18 protein-coding genes are annotated in these 17,099 nt (G+C 65.6%); 5 read left to right on the top strand and 13 right to left on the bottom strand.

Going from position 1 to position 17,099, the window contains the following annotated elements:
* Window positions 1-74 precede the first annotated feature (74 nt).
* The 3 genes from OKW30_RS34515 to aroQ are packed head-to-tail and all read right to left on the bottom strand — an operon-like array spanning window position 75 to window position 2,907.
* Window positions 75-1,466, bottom strand: a complete 1,392-nt coding sequence (locus tag OKW30_RS34515; RefSeq protein WP_090806913.1) for an MFS transporter — start codon at window positions 1,464-1,466, stop codon at window positions 75-77.
* A 50-nt stretch (window positions 1,467-1,516) separates the two neighbouring features.
* Complete coding sequence (locus OKW30_RS34520) at window positions 1,517-2,455, bottom strand: shikimate dehydrogenase (RefSeq protein WP_429348847.1); 939 nt, start codon at window positions 2,453-2,455, stop codon at window positions 1,517-1,519.
* The gene (gene aroQ, locus OKW30_RS34525; protein ID WP_184063010.1) at window positions 2,452-2,907 is read right to left on the bottom strand and encodes a type II 3-dehydroquinate dehydratase; all 456 of its coding nucleotides are present in this window, start codon (window positions 2,905-2,907) and stop codon (window positions 2,452-2,454) included. The genes OKW30_RS34520 and aroQ overlap by 4 nt, the downstream gene beginning before the upstream one ends.
* 319 nt (window positions 2,908-3,226) lie before the next feature.
* Here aroQ and OKW30_RS34530 point away from each other — a divergent pair, with 319 nt between their 5' ends.
* The 3 genes from OKW30_RS34530 (at window position 3,227) to OKW30_RS34540 (ending at window position 6,029) form a co-directional block, all read left to right on the top strand.
* Window positions 3,227-5,119 (top strand): bifunctional sugar phosphate isomerase/epimerase/4-hydroxyphenylpyruvate dioxygenase family protein, encoded by a 1,893-nt coding sequence (locus tag OKW30_RS34530; protein WP_429348848.1) that lies wholly within the window; start codon window positions 3,227-3,229, stop codon window positions 5,117-5,119.
* Window positions 5,120-5,287: 168 nt separating this feature from the next.
* Window positions 5,288-5,620: a hypothetical protein gene (locus tag OKW30_RS34535; RefSeq protein ID WP_090806920.1), complete on the top strand. Its 333-nt coding sequence runs from the start codon at window positions 5,288-5,290 to the stop codon at window positions 5,618-5,620.
* Window positions 5,621-5,774: 154 nt separating this feature from the next.
* The gene (locus tag OKW30_RS34540; RefSeq protein WP_090810191.1) at window positions 5,775-6,029 is read left to right on the top strand and encodes a hypothetical protein; all 255 of its coding nucleotides are present in this window, start codon (window positions 5,775-5,777) and stop codon (window positions 6,027-6,029) included.
* Window positions 6,030-6,713: 684 nt separating this feature from the next.
* Here OKW30_RS34540 and OKW30_RS34545 read toward each other — a convergent pair.
* The 7 genes from OKW30_RS34545 to OKW30_RS34575 form a co-directional block, all read right to left on the bottom strand.
* Window positions 6,714-7,043, bottom strand: a complete 330-nt coding sequence (locus OKW30_RS34545; RefSeq protein WP_429348849.1) for a hypothetical protein — start codon at window positions 7,041-7,043, stop codon at window positions 6,714-6,716.
* A gap of 17 nt (window positions 7,044-7,060) precedes the next feature.
* Window positions 7,061-7,828: an AraC family transcriptional regulator gene (locus OKW30_RS34550; RefSeq protein WP_090806925.1), complete on the bottom strand. Its 768-nt coding sequence runs from the start codon at window positions 7,826-7,828 to the stop codon at window positions 7,061-7,063.
* Window positions 7,829-7,987: 159 nt separating this feature from the next.
* Entirely contained in the window at window positions 7,988-9,280 is a 1,293-nt protein-coding gene (locus OKW30_RS34555) for an NAD(P)/FAD-dependent oxidoreductase (protein ID WP_429348850.1), read from the bottom strand.
* Entirely contained in the window at window positions 9,277-9,552 is a 276-nt protein-coding gene (locus OKW30_RS34560; RefSeq protein ID WP_429348851.1) for a 2Fe-2S iron-sulfur cluster-binding protein, read from the bottom strand. Before OKW30_RS34560 ends, OKW30_RS34555 begins: the two co-directional genes overlap by 4 nt.
* Complete coding sequence (locus OKW30_RS34565) at window positions 9,539-10,696, bottom strand: NAD(P)/FAD-dependent oxidoreductase (protein ID WP_429348852.1); 1,158 nt, start codon at window positions 10,694-10,696, stop codon at window positions 9,539-9,541. The genes OKW30_RS34560 and OKW30_RS34565 overlap by 14 nt, the downstream gene beginning before the upstream one ends.
* Entirely contained in the window at window positions 10,693-11,649 is a 957-nt protein-coding gene (locus OKW30_RS34570) for a 4-hydroxyproline epimerase (RefSeq protein WP_429348853.1), read from the bottom strand. Before OKW30_RS34570 ends, OKW30_RS34565 begins: the two co-directional genes overlap by 4 nt.
* Before the next feature lie 282 nt (window positions 11,650-11,931).
* On the bottom strand, window positions 11,932-12,639 hold the full coding sequence (locus OKW30_RS34575; RefSeq protein WP_429348854.1) for a response regulator transcription factor: 708 nt from the start codon (window positions 12,637-12,639) through the stop codon (window positions 11,932-11,934).
* Between the two features lie 294 nt (window positions 12,640-12,933).
* Here OKW30_RS34575 and OKW30_RS34580 point away from each other — a divergent pair, with 294 nt between their 5' ends.
* The gene (locus OKW30_RS34580) at window positions 12,934-14,235 is read left to right on the top strand and encodes an MFS transporter (RefSeq protein WP_187626414.1); all 1,302 of its coding nucleotides are present in this window, start codon (window positions 12,934-12,936) and stop codon (window positions 14,233-14,235) included.
* Between the two features lie 67 nt (window positions 14,236-14,302).
* Window positions 14,303-15,763, top strand: a complete 1,461-nt coding sequence (locus tag OKW30_RS34585) for an MFS transporter (RefSeq protein WP_429348855.1) — start codon at window positions 14,303-14,305, stop codon at window positions 15,761-15,763.
* 20 nt (window positions 15,764-15,783) lie between these two features.
* Here OKW30_RS34585 and OKW30_RS34590 read toward each other — a convergent pair whose 3' ends face one another.
* The 3 genes from OKW30_RS34590 to OKW30_RS34600 all read right to left on the bottom strand — a co-directional run bounded on the left by OKW30_RS34590 (window position 15,784) and on the right by OKW30_RS34600 (window position 17,096).
* Window positions 15,784-16,056, bottom strand: coding sequence for a hypothetical protein (locus OKW30_RS34590; protein ID WP_184063403.1), 273 nt, complete (start codon window positions 16,054-16,056; stop codon window positions 15,784-15,786).
* A gap of 94 nt (window positions 16,057-16,150) precedes the next feature.
* A complete protein-coding gene (locus OKW30_RS34595; protein ID WP_018423430.1) occupies window positions 16,151-16,585 on the bottom strand; it encodes a DoxX family protein in 435 nt (144 codons plus the stop codon).
* A 103-nt stretch (window positions 16,586-16,688) separates the two neighbouring features.
* Complete coding sequence (locus OKW30_RS34600; RefSeq protein ID WP_090806942.1) at window positions 16,689-17,096, bottom strand: VOC family protein; 408 nt, start codon at window positions 17,094-17,096, stop codon at window positions 16,689-16,691.
* Between the last annotated feature and the right edge of the window lie 3 nt (window positions 17,097-17,099).

The raw sequence follows: 17,099 nt of genomic DNA on the forward strand, positions 1-17,099 counted from the left end.
CCGCACCGCGACGACAACCGGGGATTCGAAGGGAACCACGACCGTCACATGAAGCGACGGCTCGGCGGGAAGACTCAATCCACCAGCACGATCCGCTTGATATCGCCGACGACGAAGATATACGACAGCGCGCCGATCAACGCGATGACACCGATAAACACCAGCGCGCCCACGAACGAACCGGTCGCCGCGACGATCAGGCCCACCACGAGCGGCGTCACGATACCCGCCAGGTTCGCGGCGAAGTTGAAGATGCCGCCGGTCACGCCGAGCAAGCCCTCGGGCGCTATATCCGACACCAGCGTCCAGCCGAGCGCGGCCATGCCCTGCGCGAAGAACGCCACCGACAGAATCGCGATCACCACGACGTTGCTCTCGACATAGTTGGCGAGAATGATCGTCGACGCGAGCAGCAGACCCGCGATGATCGGCAGCTTGCGCGCGACGTTCGGCGATTTGCCACGGCGCAGCAGCCAGTCGGAGAACACGCCGCCGAACATCACGCCGATCGAAGCCGCGATGAACGGCATGATCGCGAAGAAGCCGATCTTCAGCCAGGCCATATGACGTTCGGTGGCGAGATACGTCGGGAACCACGTGAGGAAGAACACCAGCGTCGAATTGCCCGCGAACTGGCCGAGGCAGATGCCGGTCAACTGGCGATGCTTGAGCAGCTGGCCAATCGTGCCCCATTGGAAGCCGCTCTTCTTCGATGCCGCCGTATCGGCTGCACCCGCGGCTGCACCCGCGGCCGCACCCGCGACATCCTTGTTGCGTTGCGTGAGACCGCCGCCCGCCTCGATATAGTCGAGCTCTTCCTGATTCGCCGACGGATGATCGCGCGGCTCGCGATACAGCAGCCACCACACCACGCCGAACGCGATACCGACGCCGCCGACCACGAGGAACAGCGAGCGCCAGCCGAATGCGCCCATCAGCATGAACAGGAACGGGCTGAAAAACGCGAGGCCGATATATTCGCCGACCGTGTAGGTGCCGGTCGCCATCGCGCGCTCGCTTTGCGGAAACCACGTGGCGACCACGCGGCTATTGGTCGGAAAGCATGGCGCCTCCGAAACGCCAAGGCCGAGACGGAAGGCGAACAGGCCGCCGATGCTCCCCACGAGCCCTTGCGCGAGCGTGCAGAGCGACCAGAACGTCATCGACAGGAAGTATGTGAGCTTGCTGCCGAAGCGGTCGAGAAACAGACCGCCCGGAATCTGCGAGGCCACGTAGCTCCACGAAAACACGGAGAACAGCAGGCCCATCAGCGCGGCGTTGATGCCAAGCTCCTTCGTCAGCTGCGGTGCCGCGATGCCGAGCACGGTGCGGTCGAGATAGTTGATCATCGTGCCGACCGCGAGCAGCGCGAGGATCTTGTAACGGGCTTTCGAACGGCGCGCGGGGCTCGCCGCCTTGTTCTGCGCGGGCGAGCCCGCGGAGCTGGATTGGAACGATTGCGTCATGGCGTGCTTGTCTCCTCGATCAGCTTGGGTGCCGGTCTCTACGCGGCCGGTTAGCGTTGCAACAACGATTGAAAGTGGGTGTAGACGCGCTCGGCGTCCGGCTCGAGGCCCGTGAAAATACGCATGGCGTCGACCGCCTGGTAGACCGCCATGCCGCCGCCACTCAGCGTGCGGCAGCCAAGCGCCTCGGCCGCCTGCAGCAGCGCGGTGCGAATCGGGAAATAGACGATGTCGGCGACCCACAGGTCGCGGTGCAGCAATTCGGCCGGCAGCGGCAGGCCCGGCATTTTAGCCATACCGGTCGGCGTAGCGTGAATCAGGCCTTGCGCGGCGCAGAGCGATTCTTCGAGCGACGTGCCCGCGCTGACCTTGGCTTTCGGGAAACGCGCCTGCAACTCGTCGGCGAGCGACTGCGCGCGGGCGGCATCGACGTCGAACAGCGTCAGCGACTGCGCGCCCATGTTCAGCGCCGCATGCGCGACCGCCGCGCCGGCGCCGCCGGCGCCAAGCTGCACGACGCGTTCCAGCGACACGTCCGGCAAGCCGCGCTGGAACGCACGCGCGAAGCCGGACCAGTCGGTGTTGTGACCGATGCGCTTGCCGTCCTTGAACAGCACGGTGTTGACCGCGCCGAGCGCGCGGGCGTCGTCGGACAGTTCGTCGAGCAGCGGAATCACCGCCTGCTTGCACGGATACGTGATGTTCAGGCCGTTGTAACCCATCCGTTCGGCCGCCGTCAGCAGCTCCGGCAGCGCGGCGGTGTCGAGCTTCTGCGCATCGAGATCGATGCGTCGATAGACATAGTGCAGTCCGAGCTTGCTGCCCTCTTCCTCGTGCATCGCGGGCGTGAGCGAACCGCCGATGCCCGAGCCGATCAGGCCGACCAGAAAGGAGCGGGGAGTGGCCCGCAAGCTCGCCTGCGCATTGGCCAACGCGGCGATCTGCGCGTCGGTCCGGGAATTTCCCCGGGTGTTCGCTTGAGTGTTCATTTCGCCGCCCTATTCTTAAGAATCGTCGCCATCCGTTCCAGCGCGAGCACATAGCCCTGCGTGCCACAGCCGACGATGATCGCGTCCGCCACCGCCGACACGTACGAGTGATGCCGGAACGCCTCGCGCCGATGCACGTTCGAGATATGCACCTCGATGACGGGCTTTTCGATCGCGCTCAATGCGTCGGCGATCGCGACCGACGTATGGGTGTAAGCGGCCGGATTGATCACGATGCCGTCGACCTTGGTGCGCGCCGCGTGCAGCCAGTCGATCAGCTGATGCTCGGCGTTCGACTGGCAGAAGTCGATCGCGAGGTCGAGGCGCTCGCCCGCGTCGCGGCACAGCTTCGCGACGTCGTCGAGCGTTTGCGCGCCATAGATGGCCGGCTCGCGCGTGCCGAGCAGATTGAGGTTCGGTCCGTTCAGGACCAGTACGGAGGCAAAGCTCATGACAACGACTCCCGCAAAATAAGGCGCGACTCGAACCGCGGCACCCGCGGCGGTTCTTCGACGCATGGCGAAGTGTGCGCGCATCGGCCGTCGTCGTCATTCGGGGTTTCTACGAATTTGTACCATCTAGTTAGTTTGTATAGACTATCGAAACTCCCGGGTAGTGTGGGGTATTCCGGCCTGCGTCCTGCTTCAGTGCGTAACGAACTCGCTCATTTTTGCGCATTGCAGCAAGCCCGGCAGGCCGCGCCTCCAGGCGCGCCGCCGCGGTTTTTCTCTGAGTTTCCCCCTCGTTTGTCCGTTTTTGCAGGAGCCGTTCATGCAACGTTCGATTGCCACCGTGTCGATTAGCGGCACCCTCGTCGAGAAGCTGAGCGCGATCCGTGCGGCGGGTTTCGAAGGTGTCGAAATCTTCGAGAACGACCTGCTGTATTTCGACGGCTCGCCCGCCGACGTGCGCCGCATCGCCGACGACCTCGGCCTGAAGATCATGCTGTTCCAGCCGTTTCGCGATTTCGACGGTGTCAGTCCCGAACGGCTCGAGCGTAATCTCGACCGCGCGAAGCGCAAGTTCGACGTAATGCACGAGCTAGGCACGGACCGCATCCTCGTGTGCAGCAACGTGTCGCCGGACACGATCTGCGACGACTCGCTGATGATCGACCAGTTGGGCGCGCTCGCCCGCGCGGCCGAAGCGGCTGGCGTGGTCGCCGGTTACGAAGCGCTCGCCTGGGGCAGGCACGTAAAGACCTATCGCCACGCGTGGAAGCTTGTCGACGCCGTGAATCATCCGAATCTCGGGCTCGTGCTCGACAGCTTTCATACGCTGTCGCTGAACGACACGCCCGACGCGATCGCCGACATTCCTGGCGAGCGCATCGCGTTCGTGCAGATCGCGGACGCGCCGAAGCTTGCGATGGACGTGCTCGAATGGAGCCGCCACTACCGCTGCTTCCCCGGCCAGGGCGACTTCGATCTCGCGAACTTCACCGCGCAGGTCGTCAAAGCTGGCTACAAGGGCCCGCTTTCGCTGGAAATCTTCAACGACGGCTTTCGCGCCGCCCCCACCACGATCACGGCCGCCGATGGCCATCGCTCGTTGTTGTTCCTCGAAGAGCAAACTCGCGCGCTGCTCGAAGAGCAACAGCAGCCGCGCAAAACGACAGGCGGCCTGTACCGCTCGCCCGCCGCGCCCGCGCACGTCGGCTATCAGTTCCTCGAATTCGCGGTCGATCACACCACGCGCACGCAGCTAGCCGACTGGCTCGGCAAGCTGCGCTTTCGCCAGGCCGGCCAGCATCGCTCGAAGGACGTCACGCTGTATCAGCACGGCGCGGCCTCGATCGTGCTGAACGCCGAGCCCGATTCGTTCGCGAACGCGTTTTTTCAGCAGCATGGTTTGTCGCTGTGCGCATCGGCGTTTCGTGTCGATGACGCGAGCCACGCATTCGAGCGCGCGGCCGGCTTTGGCTACGCGCCGTTCTCCGGCCAGATCGGGCCGAACGAGCGCGTGCTGCCGGCCGTGCAGGCGCCGGACGGTAGTCTCAACTACTTCGTCGACGAAACGCCCGATCAGCCCACGCTGTTCGAGGCCGATTTCGTGCTGACCGACGTCAACGGCCCGACCGAGGTGGGACCGCTCGAGCGCATCGATCACGTGTGTCTGTCGGTGCCGGCGAATGCGCTCGATACGTGGGTGCTGTTTCTGCGCACCGCGTTCGGCTTCCTGGCCGAGCCGGGGGTGCTCGTTCCCGATCCGTACGGCCTCGTGCGCAGCCGCGCGCTGCGCAGCCCCGACGGCTCGGTGCGGATCGCGCTGAATGCATCGGTGGATCGCCATACGGCGGTGGCCGAGGCGCTGCACACGTATCACGGCTCCGGACTGAACCACGTCGCGTTCAGTACCGGCGACATCTTCAGCGCTCTCCCCGAGTTCGTCGCCGACGGCGTGCCGATCCTGCGCATTCCGCGCAATTACTACGACGACCTCGCGGCCCGCTACGCGCTGTCCGACACGCTGCTCGAAGCGATGCGCGCGAACAATATCCTGTACGACCGCGACGAACGCGGCGGCGAGTTTTTCCACGCTTATACGGAGCAACTGGACCAGCGCTTCTTCCTCGAGATCGTCGAGCGGCGCGGCGGCTATGACGGCTACGGCGCGACCAATGCGGCGGTGCGGCTCGCGGCGCAGGCGCAGCGGCGCAAGTAACGGGCGGACACCGGAGGCACGACGGCGGCTTCGTCATTCGAAGTCGCCGCGTCGATACGGATTTCGTCTTTTCAGGCACGCGACCTGCGTCCCCGATCGGGGCAGGCTCGCCGTCTCGATATAATGGCGCCTGCTCAGCCGAATCGCCGAATCAACGCCAGGAGAGATATGAAGAAGTTCGCTGCAGTCCTGTCCCTTTCGCTACTGCTCAGCGCTTGCGCGTATTTCCAGAAAGACCCGGATTCCGGCGAACCCGTCACGGACACGACGACACAGCGTTCCGTCGACGACGTGGTCGCCTGTCTGACGCAGATGGCCAATCATCACAACGCCGCGTTCAAGTCGACCGGGATCCCGCAGGGTCAGATGCTCGACTTCGGCGACTCGAACGTCGTCAAGGTACGCAGCGACAACGGCGCGACAACTTACCGTTTCTATGCGGGCAAGCGTCATGTAAGCAACCTGTGGATCGAATCGGCAAGCAAAACCTGCGCGCCATAAGGCCTTGTGGCGCATAAAGGCGAAGTTGCGGGCGCCGGAATCTGATCCATTGCAACGTTCATGTCACGGTGTTACAGGACAATGGAGTCTTAAGAATCGTTTAAGACTTCGTCCGCAAGATCCCCCGGACATGTCCCCGCACGAGGTGCGCTCCATGAATCAGCCCGAAATCAACACCAACGAAACACCGGCCAAACGGCCTACTATCCTGCGCCGTCTGTTGAGCCATCACGAGCTCGCGACGCTGCTGCTGCTGCTGCACGCGCCGATCGATGCATCCGCAAAACCCGAAATTCCGCAGCTTTACGAAGCAGGTCTCGTCGAGACCGTTTCGAACGATGCGGGCACGCCGCATATCCGTCTGACGTCCGAGGGTAATGCGGTGTTGCGAGGGCTTGGGGTGAAGTAAGCAGATCGGCTCGCGACCCGGTCATCTGAGGCCGCGTCAGCGCTTTGCGTTGACGCGGCTTTTTTCTATTCAGGCACAGCCATTGAGCGTGGCCTACGTTTTTGGCGATAGATCAGACCGCCGCGCTTCTGCATCAGTTTCGTAGACATGCGAGGCATCTTTAAGAACGCTCCGATTGTCTGGCACCGACGTACACGCAATAGTCATTGCTCCGTTACCTCAGGGAATTCTGGAGCAAAAACCAATGACTGTAAGCTGTACCTTCGAGCTCAATCGGAAAGAGACTTCACGATTCGTCTGTTCAGGCTTTGGCGCGGTCGAGGCAGGAACTAACATGCGAGCTTACGGGCGAGTAGAAGTGCGATGAGAGACGCCCGATTGCTTCGATGGTGCATCAGTGCACTTGGGATATGGGTCGCATTAGGCACTGCACTCGCATGGGGCACGCAACAACTATCGTTCCAGATACCGTTATGGTTCGCCGGTTCCGTTCGATGGCTACTGCGTTGCCTATATCCCAACTGGGAGCCCGACGCCTACGATGTCGAGGCTTGGGGCAACTTTGTGCTGATCGTTTCGGGATATATCGTCGCCATCGCATTGGTAGTGCCGGCCAGCGTCATCGCATGGCGGCGAGCACATTGAGCACGCTCGTCACAATGGAATTCGGCCGCGTCGAGCCTTTCAAGCCTGCCATACCCCATACCCCGCCTCACGCAGCCCGATCGCCAATTCCACTTCCATATCCTGCGCGCCGCGGTAAGGCATCGGGTTGAACACGTCGTACAGTTCGGGCATCAGACGCAGGCCGTAGTCGCGCACATAGCGATTCGCCTGAATGCCCGCCTTGTGCCGATCGAAGCGCACGTCCGGGTCGAGCCCCGTCATGCCGACGTACACGCACGGCTTGTCGAAACGGTAACCAGGATTCGCGCGACGAAAGCGCGCCTCGTTCCACACCTTGTCGTCGAGCGCGACGACGTACACGTAGTAGTGATGCGCGCGACCCGCCATGACACGTGCGACGCCGTTCAGCCGCGCAGCGTACCGTGCAGCAACATCCGGTATTCGGTCGGTGTGACGCCGACGGTCGCCTTGAATTGCCGTGTGAACGCGCTGTGATCGGTGTAGCCGCAACGCGCGGCGACGTCGGTGACCTTGTCGTGCGACACCAGCAGCGCGGTCGCCGCATCGAGTCGCGTTTTCAGGAGCACCTGGCGCGGCGTCAGATGAAACACCTTGTGAAAGTACCGCTCCAACTGCGCGACCGACATGTCCGCCATCGCCGCAAGCTGCTTCAGGTTCAGCGGCTGCACGTAATTCTGCTGGATCGACTGCACGACGGCGGCAAGCCGGCTGTAGGCCGGATGGCTGCTTTCGTCGGCTTTCAGATCGCGGGAGATGCCGGCGAGGCCGACCACCTTGCCGGTCGCATCGCGCAACGGCTGTTTGCAGGTCAGGCACCAGCCCGGTTGACGGCCCGGATACAGATGCAGTTCGAGCTGATCGAGCATCTGGTTGCCGACGCCGATGATCGCCTTGTCCTGCGCGGTATAGATGCGCCCGAAGCGGCGCGGAAACACGTCTTCCGCGGTCTTGCCGAGCAGCGCGGCCTTTTCCTTGAAGCCGCAACGCGAAGCGAGCGTGCGGTTGACGAGCGCATACCGCGCGTCCGCGTCCTTGACGAAGAACACGACGTCCGGCATTGCATCGAATACCGGCTCGAGCAACCTGAAATGCGACAGCATGCCGGACAGCGTCGTATCGTCAGTTTCGAGCGGATGCGCCAGCGTGTTCATCGTGCGGTTCCGTGGGTGCGTGCCTGGTTGATTGCGTTAGGTTGCGTTCGCGGATCGCTGCGCCGGTGCGGCCGGGCAGCCCGCTCGTTCGGTTGATTGCGGTCGATTATAGAGCCGCGCGTCGCCCGCCAATATCTACCGAGGGTAAGCGCGGAGCCGTCATGGCGCCGCCGTCGGCGGTTCGGCGGCGCTCATCAGCGTGCCGATTTGCGCCGGACTGAACGGCGGACGCGCCGCGGCGGTCGGCCAGCCGAAGTACAGGCTCGCGGCCGCCCCGCAGATGCGCCCTTGGCAAGGGCCCATACCGCAGCGCGTCTGCAGTTTCGCGTCACGCCAGTCGGCGCAGCGGCGCACCTCGCCGACGCTCACGTCCTCGCAACGGCACAACAGCGTCGCGTCGGCGGGCGGCGTGCGCGCGGCCTCGCCCAATGCGAACGACGCCGCGACGCGCCCGCCAAAGCCCCGCCAGCGAGCGCGTTGCGCGACGAGCGCCGCCAGCGCGGCGCGTTGCGTGCTCGCCGCGCCGCTCGCCACGAGACCGGCGATCTCGCCTTCCGCGCCAGCGAGCTCAGCGCCGCCGACGCCCGTGCACTCGCCCGCTGCATAAACGCGTTCGAGCGAGGTGCGCTGTCCGTCGTCGATGACGATTTCGCCCGCGTCGTTGATCGCGCAGCCGAGCGCCTGGGCAAGCGTGACGTTCGGCAGCAGTCCGAAGCCGCACGCGACGCGGTCGCAATCGAGCGTCACCTCGCGTTCACCGCGCCGGATCGTCACCTGTTGCACACGCTGCGCGCCACGGGCTTCGCTCACGATGCTGCCGGTCCAGTAGCGCAGTCCCGCGAAGCCGCGCGTGAGGCTGATCGCCTGACGCAGCTTCGCGGGCTCGCGCAGCAGCGACACGCCGAAACGCGCGACCTCGGCCGCCGATGCCTGCTCGACCACCGCGATCACGCGCGCGCCGGCCTCTCGCGCGGTGGCGAGCGCGGCCATCAGCAGCGGGCCGCTGCCGGCGATCACGATCCGTTCGTCGCGCACCGGCATGCCGCCTTTGATCAGCGCCTGCAATGCGCCCGCGCCGGTCACACCGGGCAAGGTCCAGCCGGGAAACGGCAGAAGACGCTCGCGCGCGCCGGTCGCAAGAATCAGTCTGTCATAGGTGATCGACACGCCGCCGTGTTCGGCGGATTCGAGCAGCAAGCCTTGCGCGCCGAGCGGCGCGATCACGCGCGTCGATGGCCAGTAAGTGAAGTTTTGCTGCGATTGCAACGCCGCGAGCAACGCCTGCAACGCTGCTTTAGGCGGATAGGCGGACCCCTGGCGCCAGACCTGGCCGCCGGCGCGCGGATTGTCATCGATCTGCGCGACCGTCGCGCCCGCCTGCGCCGCCGCTCGCGCGGCATTGAGCCCGGCCGGACCACCGCCGATCACCACGATGTCGAAGTGCTGCGTCATACGTGTACTGTCCCGTTTCGTGTCTGCACGCGCTGACCGTCGCGGCATAGCGTCTGGCACGCGAGCGCGTGCGCGCGACCGTCGATCGTCACGCGGCACTCCTGGCACACGCCCATCCCGCACAAGGCTTCGCGCGGCTCGCCCTTGACCGACAGCCGCGAGCCGCGCACACCCGCGATCGCGAGCGCCGCGGCGATGGTCGTGCCGGGTTTCACTTCGATGCTGCGGCCGTCGACGCTCAAACGGATGCGGGCCGCGTCAGTGTCGGTCATGGGCCACCTGCTCTGCAAAACGCACCGGTAGATAAGGTTCGCACGGAATCGGCGCGGCATGGCCCGCGATCTGCGCCGCGAGTAGTTTCGCGCTCGCGAGCGAGGTCGTCACGCCAAGCCCTTCGTGGCCGACCGCGAGCCATAGGCGGGATGCGGAGCCAGAGCCGACGTCGGGCGCGAACTCGCCGGCCGGTCCGATCAGCGGCAGGCCGTCCGGCGACGCCGCGCGAAACCCCGTCCACGCGCGGATGCCGCTGAGCGCCGGCAACCCCGGCAGATACTGCGCGGCGCGTTGCAGCATCCGGGCGAGCACCGGCATCTCGACGGCCGGATCGGTTGTTTCGAACTGGCGCGACGAGCCGATCAGCAGTTGCCCGGTCGGACGCGGCTGTACGTTGAACGCGACCGACGTGCCGGTCGCGTGATGAGCGCTCTTGATATAGCCAAGTTCGAGCAGTTGATGACGGATCAGCCCCGGGTAGCGGTCGGTGATCAGCAGATGGCCTTTCTTCGGCTGCAACGGCAGCCGCGGCAACAATTGCGCCGCCCCGAGGCCGTTCGCGACGACCACGTGCGTCGCGCTGGTGCGCTCGCCGCACGCCAGGGTCACGCCGCCCGCACCGACCGACGCGACCGGCGCTCCAGGTCGCACGCTGATATTCGCCGCATGCGGCGACTGCGTGAGCAGCCATTCGGCGGCGGTCGGCGCATAAACGATGCTGTCGTGCTCGATGCGCAAGCCACCCGCCATCGATGGTGCGAGCGCTGGTTCACAGGCGCGCAGTTCGGCCGAGTCCAGCAATTGCGCGGCGACGCCTTGGCTCTCAAACGCCGCCTGCATTGCGCGGGCGGCTTGCCGTTCTTCGTCGTCGGCTGCGACCCACAGCGTGCCGCAGCGCGCGAACGCGTCGCGCGCGCGCAGCTGCGGCGCGAGCTCGAGCCATAGCTCGCGCGAATAGCGGCTCAGCGCGAATTCGGCGGGCGAGTCGTTCATCACGACGATATGGCCCATGCCGGCCGCCGTCGCGCCGCCGCCGATGCGCTGCGCATCGAGCACGTCGACGCGCATGCCGAGCGCGGCCAGTTCCGCCGCGCACGCGGCACCGACGATACCCGCTCCGATGATCAGCGCGTCCGGGCTCATGCGGTCCGGATACCCCACGCGAACGGATCGCGCTCGTCGAAACACAGACGCCCTTCGGCCATGATGTGCGCGTGACCGGTGATGGTCGGAATCACGTGGACGCCGTCGCCCGCCGTGCGATAGCTCGCCTCGAACACGCTGCCGATGATGCTCTCCTGGCGCCACACCGCGCCTTCGGCGAGCTTGCCGTCGGCCGCGAGACACGCGACCTTCGCGCTCGTGCCGGTGCCACACGGCGAGCGGTCGTACGCATTGCCGGGACACAGCACGAAGCTGCGGCTGTCGAGGCCCTCGCGCGAACCCGGTCCGAACAGCTCGATATGGTCGATCAGCGCGCTGTTCGCGCCGGTGATGTTCTGTGCGATCAGCGCGTCGCGAATCGCCGAGCTGAAAGCCGTCAGGCTCGCGATGTTCGCGGCTTCGAGCTCGTGCCCATGCTCGGCGACGAGGAAAAACCAGTTGCCGCCCCAGCCGATGTCGCCGGTCAGTGCGCCATAGCCTGGCACGTCGACCTGCACCGCCTTGCGGTGGCGATACGCGGGCACGTTGCGCACCGCGACGCCGCCGTCTTCGTTCAGCGTCGCCTCGACCATGCCGACCGGCGTTTCGATGCGGTGTCGTCCCGGCCCGATCCGCCCCATGTGCGCGAGCGACACGACGAGCCCGATGGTGCCGTGCCCGCACATGCCGAGATAGCCGACGTTGTTGAAGAAGATCACACCGGCCGCGCAAGTCGGATCGTCGGGCTCGCAAAGCAACGCGCCGACCACCACGTCCGAGCCCCGCGGTTCGGTGACGATGCCGGCGCGCCAGTCGTCGAAGCGGGTGCGGAAAACCTCGAGCCGTTGCGCGAGCGTGCCGCCGCCCAGATCCGGGCCACCCGACACCACGAGGCGGGTGGGCTCACCGCCGGTGTGCGAGTCGATAATGTTGAGGGTTTTCATGTCGCCCATGGTAGGAATCGCGGGCCGGTGGGTCTTGGTGCGCGTACGCGCGGATTGAGACGATTTCGGCATAGCGGCGCGATGCGTGAGCCGCCGCGCGCGCGGCGCGCGAAACGTCCCGCTATTCGGTATCGGCGTCGATGACCCTCGGCGCAAACGCGGCAACCCGGCTAACCGATACGGACACGTAAGGAGAATGAACACCGCTGGCGAGCGCGACGGGCTGCAACGCGGATTTCAGCATATACCTGGCCGTGGCGACCTCATGCCGTGCGCGCCGACTGCCAATCTTCACTCCCTGAGCACATGGTCGTGAAGCCGCAGCAACCGGTAGCCGCTTCTGTATACCGGCTGCAGCCGGAAACCATTGTGCGGCTCGATCGCGAGCAGCACACGCAGCCGTGACACGTGACTGTCGATGGTCCGCGTGAACTCGCGCAGTTCGCGGCCCCACACCGTCGCGAAGATATGGTCGCGCGACATCACGCGATCGACGTTGGAAAAGAACAGCGCCGCGATCCGGTACTGGGTGGGCGACAGCGGCACCGGCTCGCCGCGCAGCGTGACCGCCCGGCGGATCGTGTCGAAGCAATAGGGGCCGATCTCGAAACAGGTCGCGGCGCTGAAACGCTCCGGATACGCGCGCCGCAGAAGCGCCGCAACTCGCGCGCGAAACTCGGCGTCCCGCAGCGGCAACGCGAGGTAATCGTCGGCACCGCCGGCGAGCGCGCGCACCATGCTTTCCTCCGAGCCGTCGTTCGACACGAACATGATCGGCACGTGCTCGCCTGCCACGCGGCGCACCGAGTGCAACAGGTCCGCGCCGGCGGGCCGCATCTCCTGCCAGTCGAGCACCAGCAGATCCATCGTGGAGCGCACGAGCGACCTCGACATCGCAACGCCGTCGTCATAGGCCGCGCAGAAATGGCCGGCTCTCACCAGACTTGATTCAATGGACTGACGCATGACCGGGTCACGCTGAAGGACTGCAACGCGCATGGGATGGACTCTCGACAAGGAACATGCAGGCCATTCTCCGAGCCGCACCCCGGTCCCTCCCTTCGGAGCATTCCGATTTTCCGCCGCTTTCTTCGCCCAACTGGGCGCTTCCGCAGGACTTCCGCTTTCATCCTGTAAAATCCGCGCCGGCCTCCGTCGTCAGCGCGCCCGCCCTATCCGGACAGCGCGCCCGTGTCCCGTGCTCTACCCAGCGCCTGCCACACTTCTCGCCCGACAACCGCCGTATGTCCACGCGTCTCCCGCGTGGCTCACAATTCATCAAAAGACATGGCAATGCAAGCGACAAATCTGGGTGGAGCGCAGGCTGTCACCCCCCGCCCGCTTGGGCACAGCGATTACAAGACACTCGGTCTCGCCGCGCTCGGCGGAGCGCTCGAGTTCTACGACTTCATCATCTTCGTTTTCTTCGCGCCGGCGATCGGCCAGCTGTTTTTCCCGGCGGCGATGCCGGACTGGCTGCGTCAGGTGCAGACCTTCGGCATTTTCGCGGCCGGTTATCTGGCGCGGCCGCTCGGCGGCATCATCATGGCGCACTTCGGCGACCTGTTCGGCCGCAAGCGCATGTTCACGCTGAGCGTGCTGCTGATGTCGGTGCCGACGCTGCTGATGGGCCTGATGCCCACCTACGCGAGCATCGGCGTGCTCGCGCCGGTGCTGCTATTGCTGTTCCGCGTAATGCAGGGCGCGGCGGTCGGCGGCGAAGTCCCGGGCGCATGGGTGTTCGTCTCGGAGCATGTGCCCGGGCGGCACGTCGGCTATGCGTGCGGCACGCTGACGGCCGGCCTCACGGCGGGCATTCTGCTCGGCTCGCTGATTGCGTCGGCGGTCAATCGCCATTTCACGCCGGCCGATATTTCCGAATATGCGTGGCGTGTTCCGTTCCTCATCGGCGGCGTGTTCGGTATGTTCTCGGTCTATCTGCGCCGCTGGCTGCACGAGACGCCGGTGTTCGCCGAACTGAAGCAACGCAAGGCGATCGCCGCGGAAGTGCCGCTGAAGGCCGTACTGCGCGATCACGGCCGCGCGGTGATCGTGTCGATGCTGCTCACCTGGATGCTGTCGGCGGCGATCGTCGTCGTGATCCTGATGACGCCGACGCTGCTGCAAAAGCAATTTCACATCGAGCCGGCCACCGCGCTGCTCGCGAACTGTGTCGCGACGCTGTGCCTGACGATCGGCTGCGTGGTGGCGGGTTCGATCGCCGGACGCATTGGCGCGGGTCGCACGATTTTCGTCGGCGGCATTGCGCTTGCGATCACGTACTACGTGATGTTTCGCCAGTTGGCCGTCGATACGTCCCTGCTCGTGCCGCTGTATGCACTGGCCGGACTTTTCGTCGGCGTGATCGGCGCGATTCCGCTCGTGATGGTCCGCGGATTCCCGCCGGTGGTGCGCTTCTCGGGCATCTCGTTCTCGTACAACGTCGCGTATGCGGTGTTCGGCGGTCTGACGCCGATCGCCGTATCGCTGATGATGAAGTCGAACCCGCTGGCCGCGCCGCTGTACGTCGCGGCGATCTGCGTGCTGGGCGCGCTGACCACGCTGTTCATCAAGGATGCGCCGCGGGGGCGTTGATCCGGCGACATCCATACTTCACGCCACGCCGAAACGTGGCGCGCTGCATCGGGCTTACGATGCAGTCATGAACTCATCCACACCCTCCTTTTCGCCCGCCCTCGGTCGCGTTCTCGCGACCGTCAGCGTCGGCTTCGTGGTCACGCAACTCGACGTGACCATCGTCAACATCGCGTTGCCACGAATCGGCGCGGACCTGCACGCGAACGTCGCGGGCCTGCAATGGGTCGTCGATGCATACACGCTCGCGTTTGCGGTGCTGATGCTGTCGGCCGGCGCGCTCGGCGACCGCTTCGGCGCGCGGCGCATGTATGCGTGCGGAATCGTGCTGTTCGCGCTCGCGTCGCTGGCCTGCGGGCTCGCGCTCGACGCCCCGATGCTGATCGCCGCGCGCGCGGTGCAGGGCATCGGCGCGGCCGCGATGCTGCCGAATTCGCTCGCGCTGCTCAATCAGTCGTTCGGCCACGAACCGAAGCTGCGGGCACGCGCGGTCGGCCTGTGGACCGCCTCCGGCGCGATTTCGATCGCGGCCGGGCCGGTGGCTGGCGGTCTGCTGATCGCCGCGTTCGGCTGGCGCAGCATCTTTCTCGTCAATCTACCGATCTGCGCGGCCGGCCTGCTCGCGACATTGCTGTGGATTCCGCGTCCGCAAACCTCGCAACGCGGCGTGCCGGCCGCCGCTCGCGGCAACACCGGCGCGACGCCACGCGGCATCGATCTCGGCGGCCAGTGTCTCGCGATCGTCGCGCTAACCGCGTTCGTCGCCGCAGTGATCGAATGGCGGCCGCTCGGGCTCGCGCATCCGCTGGTCGCCGGCGGCTTCGTGCTGGCGCTGCTGGCGGCGGGTGCGTTCGTGTTCGTCGAAGCGCGCGTCGCGCGCCCGATGCTGCCGCTGTCGCTGTTCGGCACGCGCACGTTCAGCGCGGCGGTGCTGTTCGGCATCTGCGTGAATCTGACGTATTACGGCATGGTGTTCGTGCTGAGCCTTTACCTGCAGCGCGTGCGCGGCTACACGCCGTTGCAGGCGGGCCTCGCGTTCCTGCCGCTGACGGGCGGCTTCCTGATCTCGAACGTCGCGAGCGGCTGGGTGATCGGCCGCCTGGGAGTGCGCGTGCCGATGATCCTCGGCGCGATCACGGCTGGTCTCGGCTATGGCCTGCTGCATCTCGTCGACGCCGAGACGCCGCTGATTGGCCTGCTGCTGCCGTTTTTGCTGATTCCGTCGGGCATGGGACTCGCAGTGCCGGCGATGACCACGGCGGTGCTCGCATCGACCGAAGCGCGACGCGCGGGCACGGCGTCGGCGGTATTGAACACGGCGCGCCAGGCCGGCGGCGCGGTGGGTGTGGCGGCCTTCGGCGCGCTCGCGGGCGGTGCGGCCGCGACGCAGATCGTGCCGGGGATGCAAGCGGCGACGGCTATTTCGGTGGGACTGCTGGTGCTGGGTCTCGTGCTCGCGTGTTTCGTGCATCCGGAGCCGCACGCGGCGGCATCGTCTGCGCGCGGCGCGAGCGCCGCGAGCAAGTAAGCGGTGTGTAATGCAGGCGCCTACAGCGACGTCTCCTGAATCGTGCCGGTAGCGATTGCGCGCTCGATCAGGCCTTCGTTGCGCGCTTTGGCGATCGCATCCGCGACCAGCTTTTCCGGGTCCTCGATGTCCGCCTTCAGCGTGCCGATGAATCCGGACGCATCCAGAACCACCAGCGTCTTCGCCGACTCGGCGAGGCTGATGATCACACGATGCGGCGTCGGCCCTTCGCCGAGACTCGCGCACAGTTGCGTGAGCTTGCCGCCGATCATTTGCTCGAAGTTCTGAATCATCATCTGCTCCCATGATTGGCGCGGATTGGAAATCCTGCTGTGTAGCAGGATGCGGGCCGCGCCGACTGCGCGCGCTCGCGCTTGACAGCCCGCTTTACAGGCCGCCGAGTCCGCCGCGCGGCGCGCGCGCGTTGTCGATGCTCAGTCGCCCCGCGCCGGTAACGAACAGCAGCAGGAAACCGCCCGCGATTCCGATGTTCTTCCAGAAATGAATCACCATGTCGTGCTGCAAGGCCGGGTCGGTGATATTCCAGAAGTCGTGGCCGAGCACCGCCGTCGCGACCGTATACACCGCCATGACCAGCGCGAGCGGTCGTACCTTGAAGCCGACCACGAGCAGCAGGCCGCCGAGCACCTCGACCGCGGTTGCGATCGGCGCGGCGATCTGCACGAACGGCACGCCTTTCGAATGCAGGTAGCCGACGAAGCCCGCATAGCCCAGCAGTTTCATCACCCCGCTCCACAGGAACAGCACGGAAAGCGCAAGACGGGCGATGAAAATAATGCCGAAATCGACGGGACGCGACATGGGGGGACTCCTGTATTGAATAAGCAGCAGACCCGAATGGACGGGCTCAGTTCCCCGCCTCGCCCCTGAGCATATGAGCAATGGCCGCGATTTCCAAGCCCGCTCAAGCTGACGGATACGTGGCGACCTCGATCAGGTTGCCGTCCGGGTCGCGGCAATACACCGAGGTCATCTTGCCGCGCGCGCCGTCGCGCTCCACCGGCCCCGCCTCGATAGCAACGCCTTGCGCGAGCCAATGCGCCTTGACGTCGTCCGGGCTTGCGGTGGTCACGAAGCACAGGTCCGCCGTGCCCGGCACCGCCTCGCGCGACGTGAACCAGGCGACGGTATCGGCCGACGCGGGACGCAGATTGATCTTCTGATTACCATAGTTCATCGCCACGCGCGTGCCGGTGCGCGACGCGAACTCGGTGCGTCGCATGCCGAGCATCCGCGCGTACCACGCCGCGCTCACTTCGACGTCGGCGACGTTCAGAACGAGATGATCGAGACTGGCTAGCTGGAAGCTCATGGG

It is taken from the genome of Paraburkholderia sp. Clong3, assembly GCF_050436485.1.
Lineage (GTDB): Bacteria > Pseudomonadota > Gammaproteobacteria > Burkholderiales > Burkholderiaceae > Paraburkholderia > Paraburkholderia tuberum.

What these genes read in the sequence shown, in the direction of transcription:
- OKW30_RS34575 (WP_429348854.1), bottom strand. Translation starts at nt 12,639, where the DNA reads ATGCGCGTTGCAGTCCTTCAGCGTGACCCGGTCATGCGTCAGTCCATT.
- OKW30_RS34585 (WP_429348855.1), top strand. Translation starts at nt 14,303, where the DNA reads ATGAACTCATCCACACCCTCCTTTTCGCCCGCCCTCGGTCGCGTTCTC.
- OKW30_RS34520 (WP_429348847.1), bottom strand. Translation starts at nt 2,455, where the DNA reads ATGAACACTCAAGCGAACACCCGGGGAAATTCCCGGACCGACGCGCAG.
- OKW30_RS34555 (WP_429348850.1), bottom strand. Translation starts at nt 9,280, where the DNA reads ATGACGCAGCACTTCGACATCGTGGTGATCGGCGGTGGTCCGGCCGGG.
- OKW30_RS34530 (WP_429348848.1), top strand. Translation starts at nt 3,227, where the DNA reads ATGCAACGTTCGATTGCCACCGTGTCGATTAGCGGCACCCTCGTCGAG.
- OKW30_RS34540 (WP_090810191.1), top strand. Translation starts at nt 5,775, where the DNA reads ATGAATCAGCCCGAAATCAACACCAACGAAACACCGGCCAAACGGCCT.
- OKW30_RS34535 (WP_090806920.1), top strand. Translation starts at nt 5,288, where the DNA reads ATGAAGAAGTTCGCTGCAGTCCTGTCCCTTTCGCTACTGCTCAGCGCT.
- OKW30_RS34600 (WP_090806942.1), bottom strand. Translation starts at nt 17,096, where the DNA reads ATGAGCTTCCAGCTAGCCAGTCTCGATCATCTCGTTCTGAACGTCGCC.
- OKW30_RS34565 (WP_429348852.1), bottom strand. Translation starts at nt 10,696, where the DNA reads ATGAGCCCGGACGCGCTGATCATCGGAGCGGGTATCGTCGGTGCCGCG.
- OKW30_RS34560 (WP_429348851.1), bottom strand. Translation starts at nt 9,552, where the DNA reads ATGACCGACACTGACGCGGCCCGCATCCGTTTGAGCGTCGACGGCCGC.
- OKW30_RS34590 (WP_184063403.1), bottom strand. Translation starts at nt 16,056, where the DNA reads ATGATTCAGAACTTCGAGCAAATGATCGGCGGCAAGCTCACGCAACTG.
- OKW30_RS34545 (WP_429348849.1), bottom strand. Translation starts at nt 7,043, where the DNA reads ATGGCGGGTCGCGCGCATCACTACTACGTGTACGTCGTCGCGCTCGAC.
- OKW30_RS34550 (WP_090806925.1), bottom strand. Translation starts at nt 7,828, where the DNA reads ATGAACACGCTGGCGCATCCGCTCGAAACTGACGATACGACGCTGTCC.
- OKW30_RS34515 (WP_090806913.1), bottom strand. Translation starts at nt 1,466, where the DNA reads ATGACGCAATCGTTCCAATCCAGCTCCGCGGGCTCGCCCGCGCAGAAC.
- OKW30_RS34570 (WP_429348853.1), bottom strand. Translation starts at nt 11,649, where the DNA reads ATGGGCGACATGAAAACCCTCAACATTATCGACTCGCACACCGGCGGT.
- OKW30_RS34595 (WP_018423430.1), bottom strand. Translation starts at nt 16,585, where the DNA reads ATGTCGCGTCCCGTCGATTTCGGCATTATTTTCATCGCCCGTCTTGCG.
- aroQ (WP_184063010.1), bottom strand. Translation starts at nt 2,907, where the DNA reads ATGAGCTTTGCCTCCGTACTGGTCCTGAACGGACCGAACCTCAATCTG.
- OKW30_RS34580 (WP_187626414.1), top strand. Translation starts at nt 12,934, where the DNA reads ATGCAAGCGACAAATCTGGGTGGAGCGCAGGCTGTCACCCCCCGCCCG.